12 protein-coding genes are annotated in these 15,538 nt (G+C 64.2%); 6 read left to right on the top strand and 6 right to left on the bottom strand.

Annotated features, from left to right (window positions below):
- Positions 1-127: 127 nt before the first annotated feature.
- Positions 128-826 (bottom strand): glutathione S-transferase N-terminal domain-containing protein, encoded by a 699-nt coding sequence (locus RKE25_RS01085; protein WP_311840422.1) that lies wholly within the window; start codon positions 824-826, stop codon positions 128-130.
- A 114-nt stretch (positions 827-940) separates the two neighbouring features.
- On the opposite strand from RKE25_RS01085, the gene RKE25_RS01080 reads away from it, so the two are divergent.
- Together RKE25_RS01080 and rbsK are read left to right on the top strand one after the other, a co-directional pair.
- On the top strand, positions 941-1,375 hold the full coding sequence (locus RKE25_RS01080; RefSeq protein WP_311840421.1) for a hypothetical protein: 435 nt from the start codon (positions 941-943) through the stop codon (positions 1,373-1,375).
- 85 nt (positions 1,376-1,460) lie between these two features.
- Positions 1,461-2,354: a ribokinase gene (rbsK, locus tag RKE25_RS01075; protein WP_311840420.1), complete on the top strand. Its 894-nt coding sequence runs from the start codon at positions 1,461-1,463 to the stop codon at positions 2,352-2,354.
- A gap of 42 nt (positions 2,355-2,396) precedes the next feature.
- Here the strand turns inward: rbsK and RKE25_RS01070 are convergent, their stop codons facing one another.
- From RKE25_RS01070 to rpmH, 5 genes are all read right to left on the bottom strand, one after another.
- Positions 2,397-4,919 carry a DNA translocase FtsK 4TM domain-containing protein gene (locus RKE25_RS01070; protein WP_311840419.1) on the bottom strand — a complete coding sequence of 841 codons (2,523 nt, stop codon included), beginning with the start codon at positions 4,917-4,919 and terminating at the stop codon, positions 2,397-2,399.
- Between the two features lie 122 nt (positions 4,920-5,041).
- Complete coding sequence (gene mnmE, locus RKE25_RS01065; RefSeq protein ID WP_311840418.1) at positions 5,042-6,385, bottom strand: tRNA uridine-5-carboxymethylaminomethyl(34) synthesis GTPase MnmE; 1,344 nt, start codon at positions 6,383-6,385, stop codon at positions 5,042-5,044.
- 102 nt (positions 6,386-6,487) lie between these two features.
- Positions 6,488-8,212: a membrane protein insertase YidC gene (gene yidC, locus RKE25_RS01060; protein ID WP_311840417.1), complete on the bottom strand. Its 1,725-nt coding sequence runs from the start codon at positions 8,210-8,212 to the stop codon at positions 6,488-6,490.
- A gap of 64 nt (positions 8,213-8,276) precedes the next feature.
- The gene (rnpA, locus tag RKE25_RS01055; protein ID WP_311840416.1) at positions 8,277-8,672 is read right to left on the bottom strand and encodes a ribonuclease P protein component; all 396 of its coding nucleotides are present in this window, start codon (positions 8,670-8,672) and stop codon (positions 8,277-8,279) included.
- Positions 8,673-8,685: 13 nt separating this feature from the next.
- Positions 8,686-8,823 (bottom strand): 50S ribosomal protein L34, encoded by a 138-nt coding sequence (gene rpmH, locus RKE25_RS01050; RefSeq protein WP_038622724.1) that lies wholly within the window; start codon positions 8,821-8,823, stop codon positions 8,686-8,688.
- 204 nt (positions 8,824-9,027) lie between these two features.
- Between rpmH and dnaA the strand changes: the two genes are divergently transcribed.
- From dnaA to gyrB, 4 genes are all read left to right on the top strand, one after another.
- Positions 9,028-10,386: a chromosomal replication initiator protein DnaA gene (gene dnaA / locus RKE25_RS01045; RefSeq protein WP_311840415.1), complete on the top strand. Its 1,359-nt coding sequence runs from the start codon at positions 9,028-9,030 to the stop codon at positions 10,384-10,386.
- Positions 10,387-10,640: 254 nt separating this feature from the next.
- Complete coding sequence (gene dnaN / locus RKE25_RS01040; protein ID WP_311840414.1) at positions 10,641-11,741, top strand: DNA polymerase III subunit beta; 1,101 nt, start codon at positions 10,641-10,643, stop codon at positions 11,739-11,741.
- Positions 11,742-11,838: 97 nt separating this feature from the next.
- Positions 11,839-12,930 carry a DNA replication/repair protein RecF gene (recF, locus tag RKE25_RS01035; RefSeq protein WP_311840413.1) on the top strand — a complete coding sequence of 364 codons (1,092 nt, stop codon included), beginning with the start codon at positions 11,839-11,841 and terminating at the stop codon, positions 12,928-12,930.
- Between the two features lie 66 nt (positions 12,931-12,996).
- Positions 12,997-15,411, top strand: coding sequence for a DNA topoisomerase (ATP-hydrolyzing) subunit B (gene gyrB / locus RKE25_RS01030; protein WP_311840412.1), 2,415 nt, complete (start codon positions 12,997-12,999; stop codon positions 15,409-15,411).
- Positions 15,412-15,538: the final 127 nt, after the last annotated feature.

The raw sequence follows: 15,538 nt of genomic DNA, 5'->3' as shown, positions 1-15,538 counted from the left end.
GCTTGGACTGCTGCGTCGAGCGCAAGAACAAGCGCGGATTAGAACCTTTCGCGCTACGCGAAGCCAGCGGTTCCAGAGAAAACATCCGAAAAAGCGGCCCGTAGTCGCTGCGCGCGCCGCCTCCGCATCAGCCCCTGGCACCCTGACCGAACAGCACCTTTCGCGCCTCCTCGTCGGTGACCAGGTCGAAGCGGTCCTTGATCGACTCGCCGATCTCGTAGGCTTTCTTCGTCGCGGGCCGCGCGTGGATGGCCTGGAACCAGGCCTTCAGATGGGGAAACTCGTCCAGCGACATGCCTTGCGCTTCGTGCGGCACGATCCATGGATAACACGCCATGTCGGCGATGGTGTAGTCCTTGCCGGCGATGAAGGCGCGTCCGTCCAGCTGCTTGTCCAGCACGCCGTAGAGGCGGCGCGTTTCGTTGACGTAGCGGTTGATCGCGTACGGAATTTTTTCCGGCGCATAGCGGTTGAAGTGATGATTCTGCCCCAGCATCGGCCCCAGTCCGCCCACCTGCCAGAACAGCCACTGCAGCACCTTGAAACGCTCGCGCGTGTCGGCGGGCAGGAAACGGCCGGTCTTCTCGGCCAGGTACTGCAGAATGGCGCCGGACTCGAACACGCTAAGCGGTTCACCGCCGTCCGCCGGCGCGGTATCCACGATGGCGGGCATGCGGTTATTGGGGGAGATGGCGAGAAACGCCGGCTGGAACTGGTCGCCCTTGCCGATGTTCACCGGCTTGATCTCGTAGGGCAGACCAGCCTCTTCCAGGAACAGGGTGACTTTGTGGCCATTAGGGGTGGGCCAGTAGTGGAGGTGGATCATGGGCTTTCCTCGGGCGGCGATGCCAAGGAATCTTCGGGCCTGGCGCGTGGCTTTCAAGTCAACCCGACCCGGCTGAGGCCGTTCCCGGCCCCACCTAGCCGAGGAGATGTGCCGATGAAGACCCCTCTGATCGCGTTCGCACTCACCTGTGCGTTTGTCAGCACCTTCAGTGTCCAAGCGCAGGACACCGCCACGCCGCCGAATGGCCAGGCCATGCATGGACAGCGCCGCCCACCGGACCCGCAGGAACGCGCCGAGCGCCTAGGCAAGCACCTGCAACTCAACGCCCAGCAGCAGGCGCAAGTCGCGACCATTCTTCAGGCCCAGCAGCAAAAGATCCGGGATCTGCGTGCCGGGGGCGCGAAAGGCCAGGACCGGCGCGACCAGGCACGCGCCATCATGGAAGACGGCGATCGCCAGATTCAGTCGGTGCTGACCGACAGCCAGCGCCAGCGCTACCTCGCGATGAAAGAGCGGGCCATCGAGAAGCGCCAGGAGAAACAGGGCACGCCCGAGCCCTCCAGTCCCATGCCGGACAGCGGCCACTGAGGTTCCGCCCACGCGCCGCTGGATTCCACCGCGACGCGCGCCTTCGCTTATGCTCGCCGCCTTCCCGTAAAACGTCGGAGCGGACATGGCGCGCGTAGTAGTGATCGGCAGCATCAATATGGACCTGGTGACGCTGGCTCCCCGCTTCGCCGGACCGGGCGAGACCTTGCTGGGCGATCGCTTCCTCACCGTTCCGGGCGGCAAGGGCGCCAACCAGGCGGTGGCGGCCGCCCGGCTGGGCGCCGAGGTGACGCTCGTCGGTGCCATCGGCGACGATGCCTTCGGCGCGCAACTGCGCGAGGGGCTGGAGCGCGAGGGCATCCATCTCGGTCACCTACGCCGGGTCGCGGATGCGGGCAGCGGCACCGCGTCCATCACCGTTGCGGGTGGAGAGAATTCGATTATCGTGGTGCCCGGCGCCAATGCACGGGTCACGCCGGCGCAACTGGAAGCAGCGAGCGATGTCATCCGCTCCGCCGATGCCGTCCTGGTGCAGATGGAAATCCCATTGGAAACCGTCGAAGCCACGCTGCGGCTCGGCCACCGACTCGGCGTGCCGGTCATCCTCAACCCCGCCCCGGCTCAGCGGCTGCCCGTGGAATGGTTGAAGCTCGCGCGCTATGTCACGCCCAACCAGCACGAGCTGGCGACCTTGCTGGGCGCCGATCCCAATGATGATTTCCGCGAACTGATGCGCCAGGCGCCATGTCCCGTCGTCCTCACCCGCGGTGGCGAAGGCGCCTGGTATCGCGAAGACGGAGAAGCCACTCACCAGCCTGGATTCGCCGTCGATGTCATCGACACCACTGGCGCCGGCGACACCTTCAACGGTGCGCTTGCCGTGTTCCTGCACGAAGGCCTGCCGCAGGCGGTGCGCAATGCCTGCGCCGCGGCGGCATTGTCGGTGACGCGGCTGGGAGCGCAGGGCGGCATGCCGATGCTGGATGAACTCAACACCTGGCTAACCACACGCACTTGACCCCTCTGTCCGCTCTGGGGAGAGAGTTGGAGTGAGAGAGTCTCAGTCAGCCGGTGCCGGTGCAATGACGTCCCGCTGCCCGTTGATGCCCATCGGCGAAACCAATCCCGCCGCCTCCATCGCCTCGACCAATCGCGCCGCGCGGTTGTAGCCGATGCGGAACTGACGCTGCACGAAGGAAATGGAGGCGCGGCGCGTACGCAGCACGAAGGCCGCGGCTTCGTCGTAGAGCGGATCGAGCTCGGCATCGGCGCCCTCCTCGGCGAATAGCTCGCCATTCCCACCTTCGCCGGGCGGGCCGGCGAGGATCTCGTCCTTGTAGTCGGGTTCGCCGTACTGCTTGAGGTGCGCGACCACGCGATGCACTTCCTCGTCGGCGACGAAGGCGCCATGGATGCGCTGCGGATAACCGGTGCCGGGCGGAAGGAACAACATGTCGCCCTGGCCGAGCAGGCTTTCCGCACCCATCTGGTCGAGGATGGTGCGCGAATCGATCTTCGACGACACCTGGAACGCGACGCGCGTGGGGATATTGGCCTTGATCAGACCGGTGATGACGTCGACCGACGGGCGCTGGGTCGCGAGGATCAGATGGATGCCGGCAGCGCGCGCCTTCTGCGCGAGGCGGGCGATGAGTTCCTCGATCTTCTTGCCGGCAACCATCATCAGGTCGGCCAGCTCGTCGATCACCACCACGATCATCGGCAAAGTGTCGAGTTGCTCGGGCACTTCCGGATGCGCCGGAAATGGATGGAGCAACGGCCTGCCCAGCGCTCGCGCTTCGCGCACCTTGTGGTTGTAGCCGGCGAGGTTGCGCACGCGCAGTTCGGACATCAGACGATAGCGGTTCTCCATCTCGCCAACGCACCAGGCCAGTGCGTTCGCGGCAAGCTTCATGTCGGTGACCACTGGCGCGAGCAGATGCGGAATGCCTTCGTAGACGGAAAGCTCAAGCATCTTCGGATCGATCATGATCAGGCGCACGTCGTCCGGCGTGGCCTTGTACAGCATCGACAGAATCATGGCGTTCACCGCCACCGACTTGCCCGAACCGGTGGTACCGGCGACCAGCATGTGCGGCGCGCGGGCCAGGTCCGCTACCACCGGTTCGCCGGTGATACCTTTGCCCATCGCCAGCGTGAGCAGCGAGTCGGAGGCACGGTACTCGCGCGAGTCGAGGATCTCCGACAAGGCGATCATTTGGCGCTGCTCATTCGGCAGCTCAAGGCCCATGCAGGTCTTGCCCGGGATGGTCTCGACCACACGGATCGAGGTGCGACCGAGGCCGCGCGCGAGGTCCTTCATCAGCGCGACGATCTGGTTGCCGCGCACGCCCACCGCCGGTTCCACTTCGAAGCGGGTGATCACCGGGCCGGCAGAGGCGCCGACCACGCTCACCGGCACTTTGAATTCGCGCAGGCGCTGTTCGATCAGTTCGCCGGTTTCCGCCAGCTGCGCTTCGCTTACGGCGTCAGAGACCGGCGGCGGGGCCGCGAGCAGCGACAGTGGCGGCAGTGTGACGCCATGGCGCTGGCGAGCGGGAAGATTCACTACGGATGGCAAGACCGGGCCCGCATTCGCCGGCTCGTCGTCGTTCGCGGCAAGGCGACGGCCAGGGGCGGGGACGGCGCGGGAAACCTGGGGAGCGGGTGAAATCTCCAGCGCTTCGTCCACGCTTGCGACGGGCGCGGGGGCAACGGCGCGGTCCGCATCCGGAGCGGCTTCGATCGACATCGCCAAGGCCTCGGCGACTTCGACGTAGGGCGAGGGTGTCGGATCCGGTGCCGGCGTGGCCGGCAGGTTTCTCTGATGCACGTCTTCTGCGCTCGTTCGCGTCGATGCAGCGGCAGCCATGGCGGCCGCGATGCGTCCGGTAGAAACCCGCGGCGCGGCGGGTGTCGCCGCGGGAACGCTGCGCGGTTGCAGCCAGGGTTCGCGAATCACGGATTCGCGAACCGACGGCCGACGGTTGGCGATCTCGGAGGAACCGAAGGTGGCGGGCGCGGTGCGCTCCATGGTGGGTACGGATGCATTGGCTGCCGTAGAAACGGTTTGCCGTGCCGCCAATGGACGCGTCTGGCGGCGTGAGGCCGGCACCGCACCAGCGCGTCGTACCGCGCCACGCTGGCGACGGGTGGGAACGCGGACACCACGCGAGGCGAGCAGGCGTTCGATGAGCGCGGCCAGCACATCCACCTGGGCCGACGTCCGGGCGAACATCGCGCGCCAGGAGATGCCGGGATACCAGCGCAACGCCGCTGCCAGGAGCACCAGCATGATCAACGCCGTAAGGGCCGCGCCAAGCGAGGAAGTGAGTCCATTCGCCAGCATGCGGCAGACGGCACCGCCGGCAGCTGGATCATCGGTGTAATGCGCCACGACCAAGCCTTCGAGCGTCGCGCTCGCCAGCACCACGAAGGTCGCGCCCAACGCATAGCGGATCGTTCCCTGGCCGCCGACGGGCCGCTTGCGGCGCTTGGCGACCAGCGCGCGGATTCCGCGCCAGATCAATGGAATAAGCCAGAGAGTGGACAGCCCGAAGGCGCCGAAGAAGAAAGTGAGCATGCCTGGGTTTCGACCGGAACAGCGCCCGCAAACTCAGCATGTTAGCGCCAACGCGTCAGGAACGGCAGCAGATGGTTCCGTAAGGCGCTGTATTGCGGAGGCTATCCGCTATTCGCCCTTTGTCACTTGCCGATGCAGAACGAGCTGAAGATCGCACCGAGCAGGTCGTCGCTGGTGTAGGTGCCGGTAATCTCGCCCAGCGCATGTTGCGCGTGGCGCAGTTCTTCGGCGGCGAGCTCGCCCGCGCGGGTATCGCGTAAGACGACGGCGGTGCGATCCAGGTGCTCGGCTACCTGCTCCAGTGCCAGTACGTGGCGACGACGTGCACTGAAGGCGCCCTCCCCGCTGCCGGCGCCTGTCAGTTGCCGGAGATGAGTGCGCAGCATGTCGAGCCCATCGCCGTGCTTCGCCGACGCCCATAGCCACCAGGCGCCGTCGCGCTGTTCGCTGTGCGCGGGGCGTCGGTCCAGGTCGATCTTGTTCACCAGGACGATGCGCTCGATCTGGCCCTGCACGTCAGCGAAGAGCTGTTGATCGGCATCTGCGCCCTCCGCGTCGGTGACCAGCAGGGCAACGTCGGCACGGGTGAGTTCGTGGCGGGCGCGACGCACGCCTTCGCGTTCCACCGGATCATCGGTGTCGCGCAGGCCGGCGGTGTCGGCCAGTTCCAGCGATACGCCGTCGATGTCGAGCTGTTCGCGCAGTACGTCGCGCGTGGTACCGGCGATATCGGTGACGATGGCGCGGTCGCTCCCGGCCAGCGCATTGAGCAGGCTGGACTTGCCCGCATTCGGTCGGCCAATGATGGCGACGCGCAGGCCATCGGTGAGGCGTACGCCACGCTGCGTTTCGCGCAGCAGGCCGGCCAACTGCTCGCGCAGCGCCTGCAATTGCCGGGCGATCGCGGGGTCGGCGAGGAAGTCGATTTCCTCCTCCGGAAAATCGATCGCCGCTTCGATATGTACACGAAGTGCAATCAGCGATCGCAGCAAGCCGTTCACCCGCCGCGAAAACACGCCTTCCATCGAACGCAGGGCGGCGCGCGCGCCCGCTTGCGAACCGGCAGCGATCAGATCCGCCACAGCCTCAGCCTGGGCCAGATCGAGCTTGCCGTTGAGAAAGGCCCGCTCGGTGAACTCGCCAGGGCGCGCCAGACGTGCACCGAGTTCGCATACGCGGCGGAGCAGGGCGTCGAGCAACACCGCGCTGCCGTGTCCCTGCAGCTCCAGCACGTGTTCGCCGGTATAGGAAGCCGGGGCTGGGAAATGCAGCAGCAGGCCGCGATCGATCAGCTGTCCGGCGGCATCGCGGAAGGCGGCGAAATGCGCGTGGCGTGCCTCGGGCGCACGGCCCAGGAGGACCTGGGCGATGTCGGGCACGGCCGGTCCGGACACGCGGAGCACGCCGACCCCGGCGGCTCCGGGAGCGCTGGCGACGGCGGCGATGGTGTCGTGGTTGTGGCTCATGCGGATCGCGAAGCGGAAAGCGCCATTATCGGCCGGTGCCGGGCACACGGCACGCACATCCGGCCCGTGGAAAAGAAAAGGCCGCTTGCGCGGCCTTTTCGATCAAGCGGTCTTGGCCTTGTGGTCGGCCCGGTCGACCTGCCGGGTGATGAACCACTGCTGGGCCAGGCTGGTCGCGCCGTTCACGACCCAATACAGCACCAGGCCCGCCGGGAAGAACGCGAACAGCACGGCGAACATGATCGGCATGACCTTCATCATCTTGGCCTGGGTCGGATCCATGCCGGTGGTAGGCGTCAGCCACTGCGTGGCCAGCATCACCAGCACATAGATCGCCGGCAGCACGAAGAACGGATCGGGTGCGGAAAGATCGTGGATCCAGCCGAAGAACGGCGCCTGTCGCAGCTCGACGCTTTCCATCAGCACGCGATACAGGCCCAGGAAGACGGGGAAGGTGACCAGGATCGGCAGGCAGCCGGCCATCGGGTTGACCTTCTCCTTTTTGTACAGCTCCATCATGGCCTGCTGCATCTTCATCTTGTCGTCGCCATAGCGCTCCTTGAGCGCAGTGACGCGGGGCTGCAGCTTGCGCATCTTCGCGCCGGAGCGGAACTGCGCAGCGGTGAGTTTCCACAGCGCAGCCTTGAGCAGCAGCACCAGCAGGATGATCGCCACGCCCCAGTTGCCGCTGATGGCATGCAACTTGGACAGCAGCCAATGCAGCGGCTGCGCGATCGCGGTCAGCCAGCCGTAATTGGTGGACAGTTCCAGGCCCGGAGCGATCTGGTCCAGCGTGCCCTGCAGTTTAGGGCCGAGATACAGGCGCGAGGCGCTGGTCGCGCTCTGACCTGGAGCGACGGTGAGCGAGGGCCCGACCGTACGGATCAGGTAATAGGGCTTTGCCGTATCAGGGTTGACGATGCTGGTGGAGTAAGCGTTCGGCTCCTGCACCGGCGGAATCCACGCCACCACGAAGTAATGCTGCAGCATGGCGGCCCAGCCGCCGGTGATCGAGCGGTTGAGCGGCTTCTTCTGAAAGTCGGTGAAGGGCAGGGTTTCGAACTTGTCCTGCGGGCTGTACCACGATGCGCCGAAGAAGCTGTGCGCGGCCGGATCCGTGAAATTCTGGAACCAGCTGCGGTTACCCGGCGGCGCGACGCGTTGCAGCTGTTCGTACGCATTGCCCTGCCACGCCACGGCGGTGCCGTTGTCGATCTTCTGCTCGACGGACACGTCATAGCTGCCGCGCTTGAGCACGTACGCCTTGGTGACCTTCAGGCCCGACGCGTCCTGCCAGATAAGGTCGGCCCTCAGCTCGTCCTTGCCTTCCGCCAGCTGATAGGCGGTCTGCGTCGCCTGAAATACGGTGAGGTGGGTCGGCGCCGCCGGGGCGCCATTGCCCTGGACGGTGGCCAGGCCGCTCTGCGCCACGAAGAAATGCTCGTCCTGTTCGTCGAGCAGACGAACCGGGGCCGGATCGGGATTCTTCTTGGTGACCGGCTCGGACGGATAGTGCAGGAGCTCGGAACGCACCACGCTGCCGCCGCGGGTATCGATGGTCAGGCGCAGCACGTCGGTGGTGACCGTGATCAGCTGGGCCTTCGCTTCCGTAGGCGCACCGTTCGCCGGCACGCTGGCCGTACCTGCCGCCGAGGTGGTGGCGCCAGGAACACTGCTGCCAGTATCCGCCGAAGGCACCGCGGCACTACTGGTCGCGGCGGCGGGAGTGGGAGCCGGCTTGGGGCTGTAGTCCTTCTCCCAGTCCATCCACAGCAGATAAGCCACGGCCAGCAGGGCGAAGATGAGGAACGTGCGCGTTTGATTCATCGCGTAACAGATCCGATGGTGAATCCCGCGGCCGAAGGGCTGCGGAGGGAAGGCGGGAAAAAGGTCAACGCGCGATTGTGCCGGCCGCGTCGTCCGGCTTCAATGCAGGCGAGGCTTGGCGCGACATCAGCTTCTTCCACAGCAGGTCGATGTCGGCGAGCAGTTCCGGGCCCGGCAAGCCGGCGGCATGGTCGCGGGCCATGATCAGCAAGTCCACGGCGGGCAATTGCGCCCGGATGCGCCGGAAGGATTCGCGCACGAGGCGCTTGATGCGATTGCGCTCGACGGCGCGTTTGGAGACACGCTTGGAGATGGCCAGCCCCAGCCGGGCGTGATCGAGGCCGTTTTCCCTGTAGCGCACAGAAAAACAGCGGCCGCCGAGGCGGCCGCTGGTATTACGCATCGCAGCGAAGTCACCGGCGCGACGGATCCGCGCCTCGCGCGGCAGTCCGGCACGCATGCGGCTGCTCCGCTTACGGGATCAGGCGCTTGCGGCCCTTGGCACGACGGGCGTTCAGCACCTTGCGACCATCGGCCGTGGCCATGCGGGCACGAAAGCCGTGCGTGCGGGCGCGCTTGAGCTTGCTGGGCTGGAAGGTCCGCTTCGACATGGCTTCCTCCTGTGAGTATGTGGGTAAAAAGGTTGGAAATTATGCGCGGTACTTGCGCGAGATGTCAAACCCCCTGGGAAACCGGGGTTTGCGTATCCTGTGGATAATCGTGTGGATAGGCCCTGGCCGAGAACCGGTAACCTGCTGCTAGACTTTCCGGTCCACCCCGCGCGCAAGCGCCCCTGCTGTGGTTGAAGAATACCCATGAGTGATCTCTGGCGGCGCTGTCTCGAGCGTCTCGAAGGCGAATTGAGCGCCGAGGACCTGCATACCTGGCTGATGCCGCTGCAGGCCCGCGACGACACGATGGGTCTGCAGCTGTTCGCGCCGAATCCCTACACCCTCGACACGGTGCGGGAGCGTTATCTGCCCCGCATCGAGGCCATGCTGACGCAGTTGACCGGGCATGAGCTCTCGGTACGCCTGGAAGTCGGTTCCAGCGCCGCGCGCATGCCGCCGCGTCCGGCTTCGGCGATGTCGCGCCCTGCCTCCGCACCGGCGGCCGCTCTGCCGGCCGAACCCGCACCGGCGCCCCCTCCGTTCAGCCACAACCTGGATCCGCACTACACCTTCGAAACCTTCGTCGAGGGCAAGTCCAACCAGCTCGGCAAAGCCGCGGCGATGCAGGTGGCGATGAACCCTGGTCGGGCCTACAACCCATTGCTGTTGTACGGCGGCACGGGCCTCGGCAAGACGCATCTCATGCACGCTGCCGGCAACCTGATGCGCGAACGCAATCCGGACTTCAAGGTGCTGTACCTGCGCTCCGAGCAATTTGTGGGCTCGATGATCGAAGCGCTTCGCACCAAGAGCATGGACGAGTTCAAGCGGCGCTTCCGCTCCGTGGACGCGTTATTGATCGACGACATCCAGTTCTTCGCCGGCAAGGACACGACGCAGGAGGAGTTTTTCCACACCTTCAATGCGCTGTTCGAATCCAAGCAGCAGATCATCCTCACCTGCGATCGCTACCCGAAGGAAGTGGACAAGCTCGAGCCGCGCTTGAAGTCGCGCCTGGGCTGGGGCCTGTCGGTGGCGATCGAACCGCCGGATTTCGAGACCCGCGCGGCGATCCTGCTGGCGAAGGCGCACGAGAAGGGGGTGGCTGTCAGCGAGAATGTGGCGATGCTGCTGGCCAAGCGCATCCGCTCCAACGTGCGCGATCTGGAAGGCGCGCTCAACACGCTCGCGGCCCGGGCCAATTTCTATGGCAAACCGATCACGACCGAGTTCGCGGAGGAGACGCTGCGCGACTTGCTGGCCACGCACGCGCAGGCGGTGACGGTGCCGAACATCCAGAAAACGGTCGCCGATTACTACCAGGTCCGCCTGCAGGATCTGTTGTCGAAGCGGCGCGTGCGTTCACTGGCTCGCCCACGGCAGTTCGCCATGGCGCTCTCCAAGGAACTGACCGAGCACAGCCTGCCGGAGATCGGCGAGGCCTTCGGCGGACGCGATCACACGACCGTGCTGCACGCATGCCGCACGATCAAGAAGCTTTGCGAGACCGACACCCGCATGCGGCAGGACTGGGAACAGCTCATTCGCATCCTCACCGGCTGACGGGGCAGTGCGGATCTTGGATAAGCGCTTGAAAAGGGATAGTGGAAGCTGTGGATAATAGGTGGACGTTCCCGGGCCCCCCAGTTATCCACAATCGACCCACACTCTGCGGGCCTGTTCGATCACACCGATCAAATTTCTTAAGTTTTTGATTTAAAAGCGGAAAAGGCGGGTTTTCGAGTTATCCACGCCACCTACTGCTACCACCGAACTTCTTTTAAAAACAGAACAGCAGGTTTAGGGGAAGCGCCTACATGCAATTCAGCATCCAACGAGAAGCTCTGCTCAAGCCGCTGCAGCAGGTGGTGGGCGTCGTCGAACGTCGCCAGACACTGCCGGTGCTCGCGAACCTGCTAGTGAAGGTCGCCGACGGCAAGCTTTCGCTGACCGGTACCGATCTCGAAGTCGAAATGATCGCCACCACGGCAGCCGACAAGCTGGTGGACGGCGAGACGACGATTCCCGCACGTAAGCTATTCGACATCGTTCGTGCTCTTCCCGATGGAGCGCAGATCGAGCTTAAGCTCAACGGCGATCGCGCTGCGCTCAATGCAGGCCGTAGTCGTTTCACCCTCGCCACGCTCCCGGCCACGGAATTTCCGACCATCGACGAGATCGAGCTGGTCGAGCGCGTGAGCCTGCCGGAAGAAGTGCTGCGCGATCTGATGGAACGCACCGCCTTCGCGATGGCCAATCAGGACGTTCGCTACTACTTGAACGGTATGTTGCTGGATCTGCAGGAGCACACGCTGCGTTGCGTGGCGACCGACGGACATCGGCTAGCGCTCAAGGAAACGCAGTTGGACAGCAAGGTGTCTACGCGGCGCCAGATCATCATCCCGCGCAAGGGCGTAAACGAGCTGATCGGGCTGTTCGAGACCGGCGACGGCCATGTCGAGCTGGAATTCGGACGTAATCATCTTCGTGTGCGCCGCGGCGAAGTGGTGTTCACGTCGAAACTGATCGACGGTCGCTTCCCCGATTACGAAGCGGTGATTCCGCTTGGTGCCGACAAGACCGCGGTGCTGGACCGAGAAGTGCTGCGTAGTGCGCTCCAGCGCGCGGCGATTCTTTCCAACGAGAAGTACCGCGGCGTGAAGCTTGAACTGTCGTCGGGCAAGCTGCGCATCGTCGCGCACAACCCGGAGCAGGAAGAAGCCGTGGAAGAACTTGAAGCCGATACGGTCGTTTCCGACCTCGCCGTGGGCTTCAACGTGGGCTATCTGCTCGACGCGCTTTCGGCGCTGCGAGGCGATCGAGCTCGGCTGAACCTGCGCGACGCACAGTCGAGTTGCCTGGTGCAGGAAGACGAGAACGACGAGGCGCGGCACGTGATCATGCCGTTGCGCCTCTGATGGCAGCATCGATGCGGGCCCATCGGGTCAGCGCGGTGATCTCCAGCGCCGGAGCCGTCGAAAGACGCTCCGGCGTTCTTTCTTCTGTGTTTTGCCTATGAAGTTCGAACGTTTGCGGGTTCGCGGGCTTCGCTGCCTGTCTGACGTCGATCTGCCCCTGGGTGAGGGAATCCACGCCTTTGTCGGGGCCAACGGCGCGGGAAAGACAAGCGTGCTGGAGGCTGCATTTCTGCTGTCCCATGGGCGCTCTTTTCGCAGTGGCGCTAAGGAAGCCTTGCTGCAGCGCGGAGCGGCTTCTTTGTCTGTGTACGCAGAGATTCGCCACGAAGACGGTCGGATAGGGCGCGCGGGGCTGGGGCGTGAGGGTGCGCGTTGGGAGGCCAGACTTGATGGGCAGTCCGCAGCCCTGGGAGAAGTGGTCAGTGAGTGCGCGGTAGTTTGTTTTGAACCTGGTTCGCACGCATTGATCGCCGGTGGCGCTGAGGAACGCCGCCGTTATCTTGATTGGGGTGTGTTCCACGTGGAACACGGTTTCCTGCACGCGTGGCGCAGGTACCAGCGGGCCTTGAAGCAGCGGAACAGCCTTTTGCGCTCCGGGGGCGCAGTACCGGCTGAGTTGTTCGAACCATGGGAAGCAGAACTCTCTCAAACAGGCGAGGAAATCGATGCCATGCGGCTCAGATACCTTGAGCTGCTTCGTCCGCATATCGAGCGCTCCATCGCCGGCCTTCTGCCCGAACTTGGCCGAGTAGAACTCCGTTATCGTCGAGGCTGGGCTGAAGACAGGGGGCTTGCTGATGCGCTCGCGGAATTGCGCGGGCGAGACCTGGGCCGAGGACACACCACCGCGGGAAGTCATCGGGCCGACTGGTCCATCGCTTACGAACTGGCGCCCCTGAGGGAACACCTTTCCCGTGGTCAGGAGAAGCTGACGGCTTTGGCCTGCATGCTCGCCCAGGCGGGCTTGTTCGCTGAGCTGAAGGGGGAGTGGCCGGTCGTATGCCTGGACGATCTGGCCTCGGAACTCGACTTGGCGCATCAGGGCGCCGTGGCAGGCGAGTTAGCCCGGGCCGGTGCCCAGGTGCTGGTTACCGGAACCGAGCTTCCTGGGGCCCTACAGGGGCTCTCAGCGCATGTGTTCCACGTGGAACAGGGGGTGATCGCCACCCCTGCTATAATTAACCCTTAGTGTCCCTGTTCGGCCTCCATGGCGCCGTGCCGGATAGGGCCGACGGCGCCAGGAAACGATCAAGGCATGAACGCATCCTACGATTCGAGCAACATCAAGGTTCTTAAAGGTCTTGAAGCGGTGCGTAAGCGCCCGGGCATGTACATCGGCGATACCGATGACGGCACTGGCCTCCATCACATGGTGTTCGAAGTCGTCGACAACTCCATCGACGAAGCGCTAGCTGGGTATTGCGACCATGTCGTCGTCACCATCCACGAAGATGGCTCAGTCAGCGTGGCCGATAACGGTCGCGGCATCCCCGTCGATACGCATCCGGAAGAAGGGCGTTCCACAGCCGAAGTCGTCATGACGGTGCTGCACGCCGGCGGCAAGTTCGACGCCAACTCCTACAAGGTGTCGGGTGGTCTGCATGGCGTGGGCGTCTCGGTGGTGAACGCGCTCAGCGCCCACCTGTGGCTGACCATCTATCGCGAGGATCAGGAGTATCAGCAGGAATACGCCATGGGCGAGCCGCTGTATCCGATCAAGGCAGTGGGTCCTTCGGCCAAGCGCGGGACGACCGTGCGCTTCCTGCCCAGTACGGAAACCTTCTCCAACATCGAGTTCCACTACGAAATTCTCGCCAAGCGTCTGCGTGAGCTGGCGTTCCTCAATTCGGGTGTGACGATCGATTTGAAGGACGAGCGCGGAGAAGGGCGCCAGGATACGTTCGCCTACGAGGGCGGCATCCGCTCGTTCGTCCAGCACCTAGCGCAGCTCAAGACGGCGCTTCACCCCAATGTGATCAGCCTGAGTGCCCAGCAGGACGGCATCTCGGTGGAGTTGGCGATGCAATGGACCGACTCCTATCAGGAGACGATGTTCTGCTTCACCAACAATATTCCCCAGCGCGACGGCGGCACGCACCTCACCGGTTTCCGCGCAGCGCTGACGCGCTCGCTGCAGGGCTATATCGAGAAAGAAGGCCTCGCGAAGAACGCCAAGGTCACGCTCTCCGGCGACGATATGCGCGAAGGCCTGATCGCCGTGCTTTCGGTGAAGGTGCCGGACCCGAAGTTCTCGTCTCAGACCAAGGACAAGCTGGTGTCGTCCGAGGTGAAGACTGCAGTGGAACAGGCGGTCAACGAGAAGCTCGGCGAGTTCCTGCTCGAACATCCCAACGAAGCCAAGGCCATCGCCTCGAAGGTGGTCGATGCCGCGCGTGCCCGCGAAGCGGCGCGCAAGGCGCGCGAAATGACTCGCCGCAAAGGTGCTCTCGACATCGCCGGCCTTCCGGGCAAGCTGGCCGACTGCCAAGAAAAGGATCCAGCTCTTTGCGAACTGTTCCTGGTGGAGGGTGACTCCGCAGGCGGCTCGGCCAAACAGGGCCGTAATCGAAAGACGCAGGCTGTGTTGCCGTTGAAGGGCAAGATCCTCAACGTCGAAAAAGCGCGCTTCGACAAAATGCTGTCCTCCGCCGAGGTCGGCACGCTGATCACCGCGCTGGGCACGGGCATCGGCAAAGAGGAATACAACCCTGACAAGCTGCGCTATCACCGCATCGTCATCATGACCGACGCCGACGTGGACGGCTCGCATATCCGCACGCTGCTGCTGACCTTCTTCTATCGCCAGATGCCGGAGCTCATCGAGCGCGGCCACGTCTATATCGGGCTGCCGCCGCTGTACAAGATCAAGCAGGGCAAGCAGGAGTTGTACCTGAAAGACGATGCCGCGCTGAACGCGTACCTGATTTCCAGCGCCGTCGACAACGCCGGTCTTACCTACAGTGCGGATGCCCCTGCAGTGACGGGCGAAGCACTGGAGAAACTGCTGCGCGATTATCAGTCCGCGCTGGATCAGATCCAGCGCCTGGGTCATCGTTTCGATGCAAACGTACTCACCGCCTTCCTGGAACACACGCCGATCGAACCGGGCCTCTGGAACGACGCCTCGGCGATGCAGGCCTGGCTGAATGGCGTCACGCAGCGCCTGGCATCCAGCGGTCTCGGCAAGCCTCGCTACCAACTTTTGCTGCGCCCGGCGACCGCCGAGCATCCCGCATCGATCGAAGTCGTGCGCGAGCAGCATGGACTGAGCCATACCTGGCTGCTCCCGCAGCCGTTTTTTGCCGGTTCGGAATTCCGTCCCATTTTGCACGCTGCCCAGCAAGTCGCCGGCTTGGTGCAGAAGGACGCGGTCGTCCGCCGCGGCAACGCTTCTCGCGGTGTGTTGAGCTTTGCGGAAGTGCGCAGCTGGCTTCTGGAGGAGGCGAAGAAGGGCCGCACTATTCAGCGCTTCAAGGGTCTGGGCGAAATGAACCCCGAGCAGCTTTGGGAGACCACCGTGAACCCCGAGACGCGCCGCATGCTGCAGGTGGGCATCGAGGACGCTTTCGCGGCCGACCAGATGTTCTCCATGCTGATGGGCGAGGCTGTCGAACCGCGACGCGAGTTCATCGAAGCCAATGCGCTGAAAGTCGCGAACCTGGACATCTGACCAAGAGTGGCCCGTTCCGGAAACGAGACGGGCCATTTCTTTGTGCTTGCGCATTAACGCATTAGTACGTAAGCACGAGAATGCCGGCCGGTACTCAAGCTCTGAAGTCGCCCCGCCGATAACTCCA

Origin of the sequence: Dyella sp. BiH032 (genome assembly GCF_031954525.1) — a bacterium.
Taxonomy (GTDB): Bacteria; Pseudomonadota; Gammaproteobacteria; order Xanthomonadales; family Rhodanobacteraceae; genus Dyella_D.
Note: the sequence above shows the minus strand (reverse complement) of the source record. Positions and strands in the feature narration are given on the sequence as shown.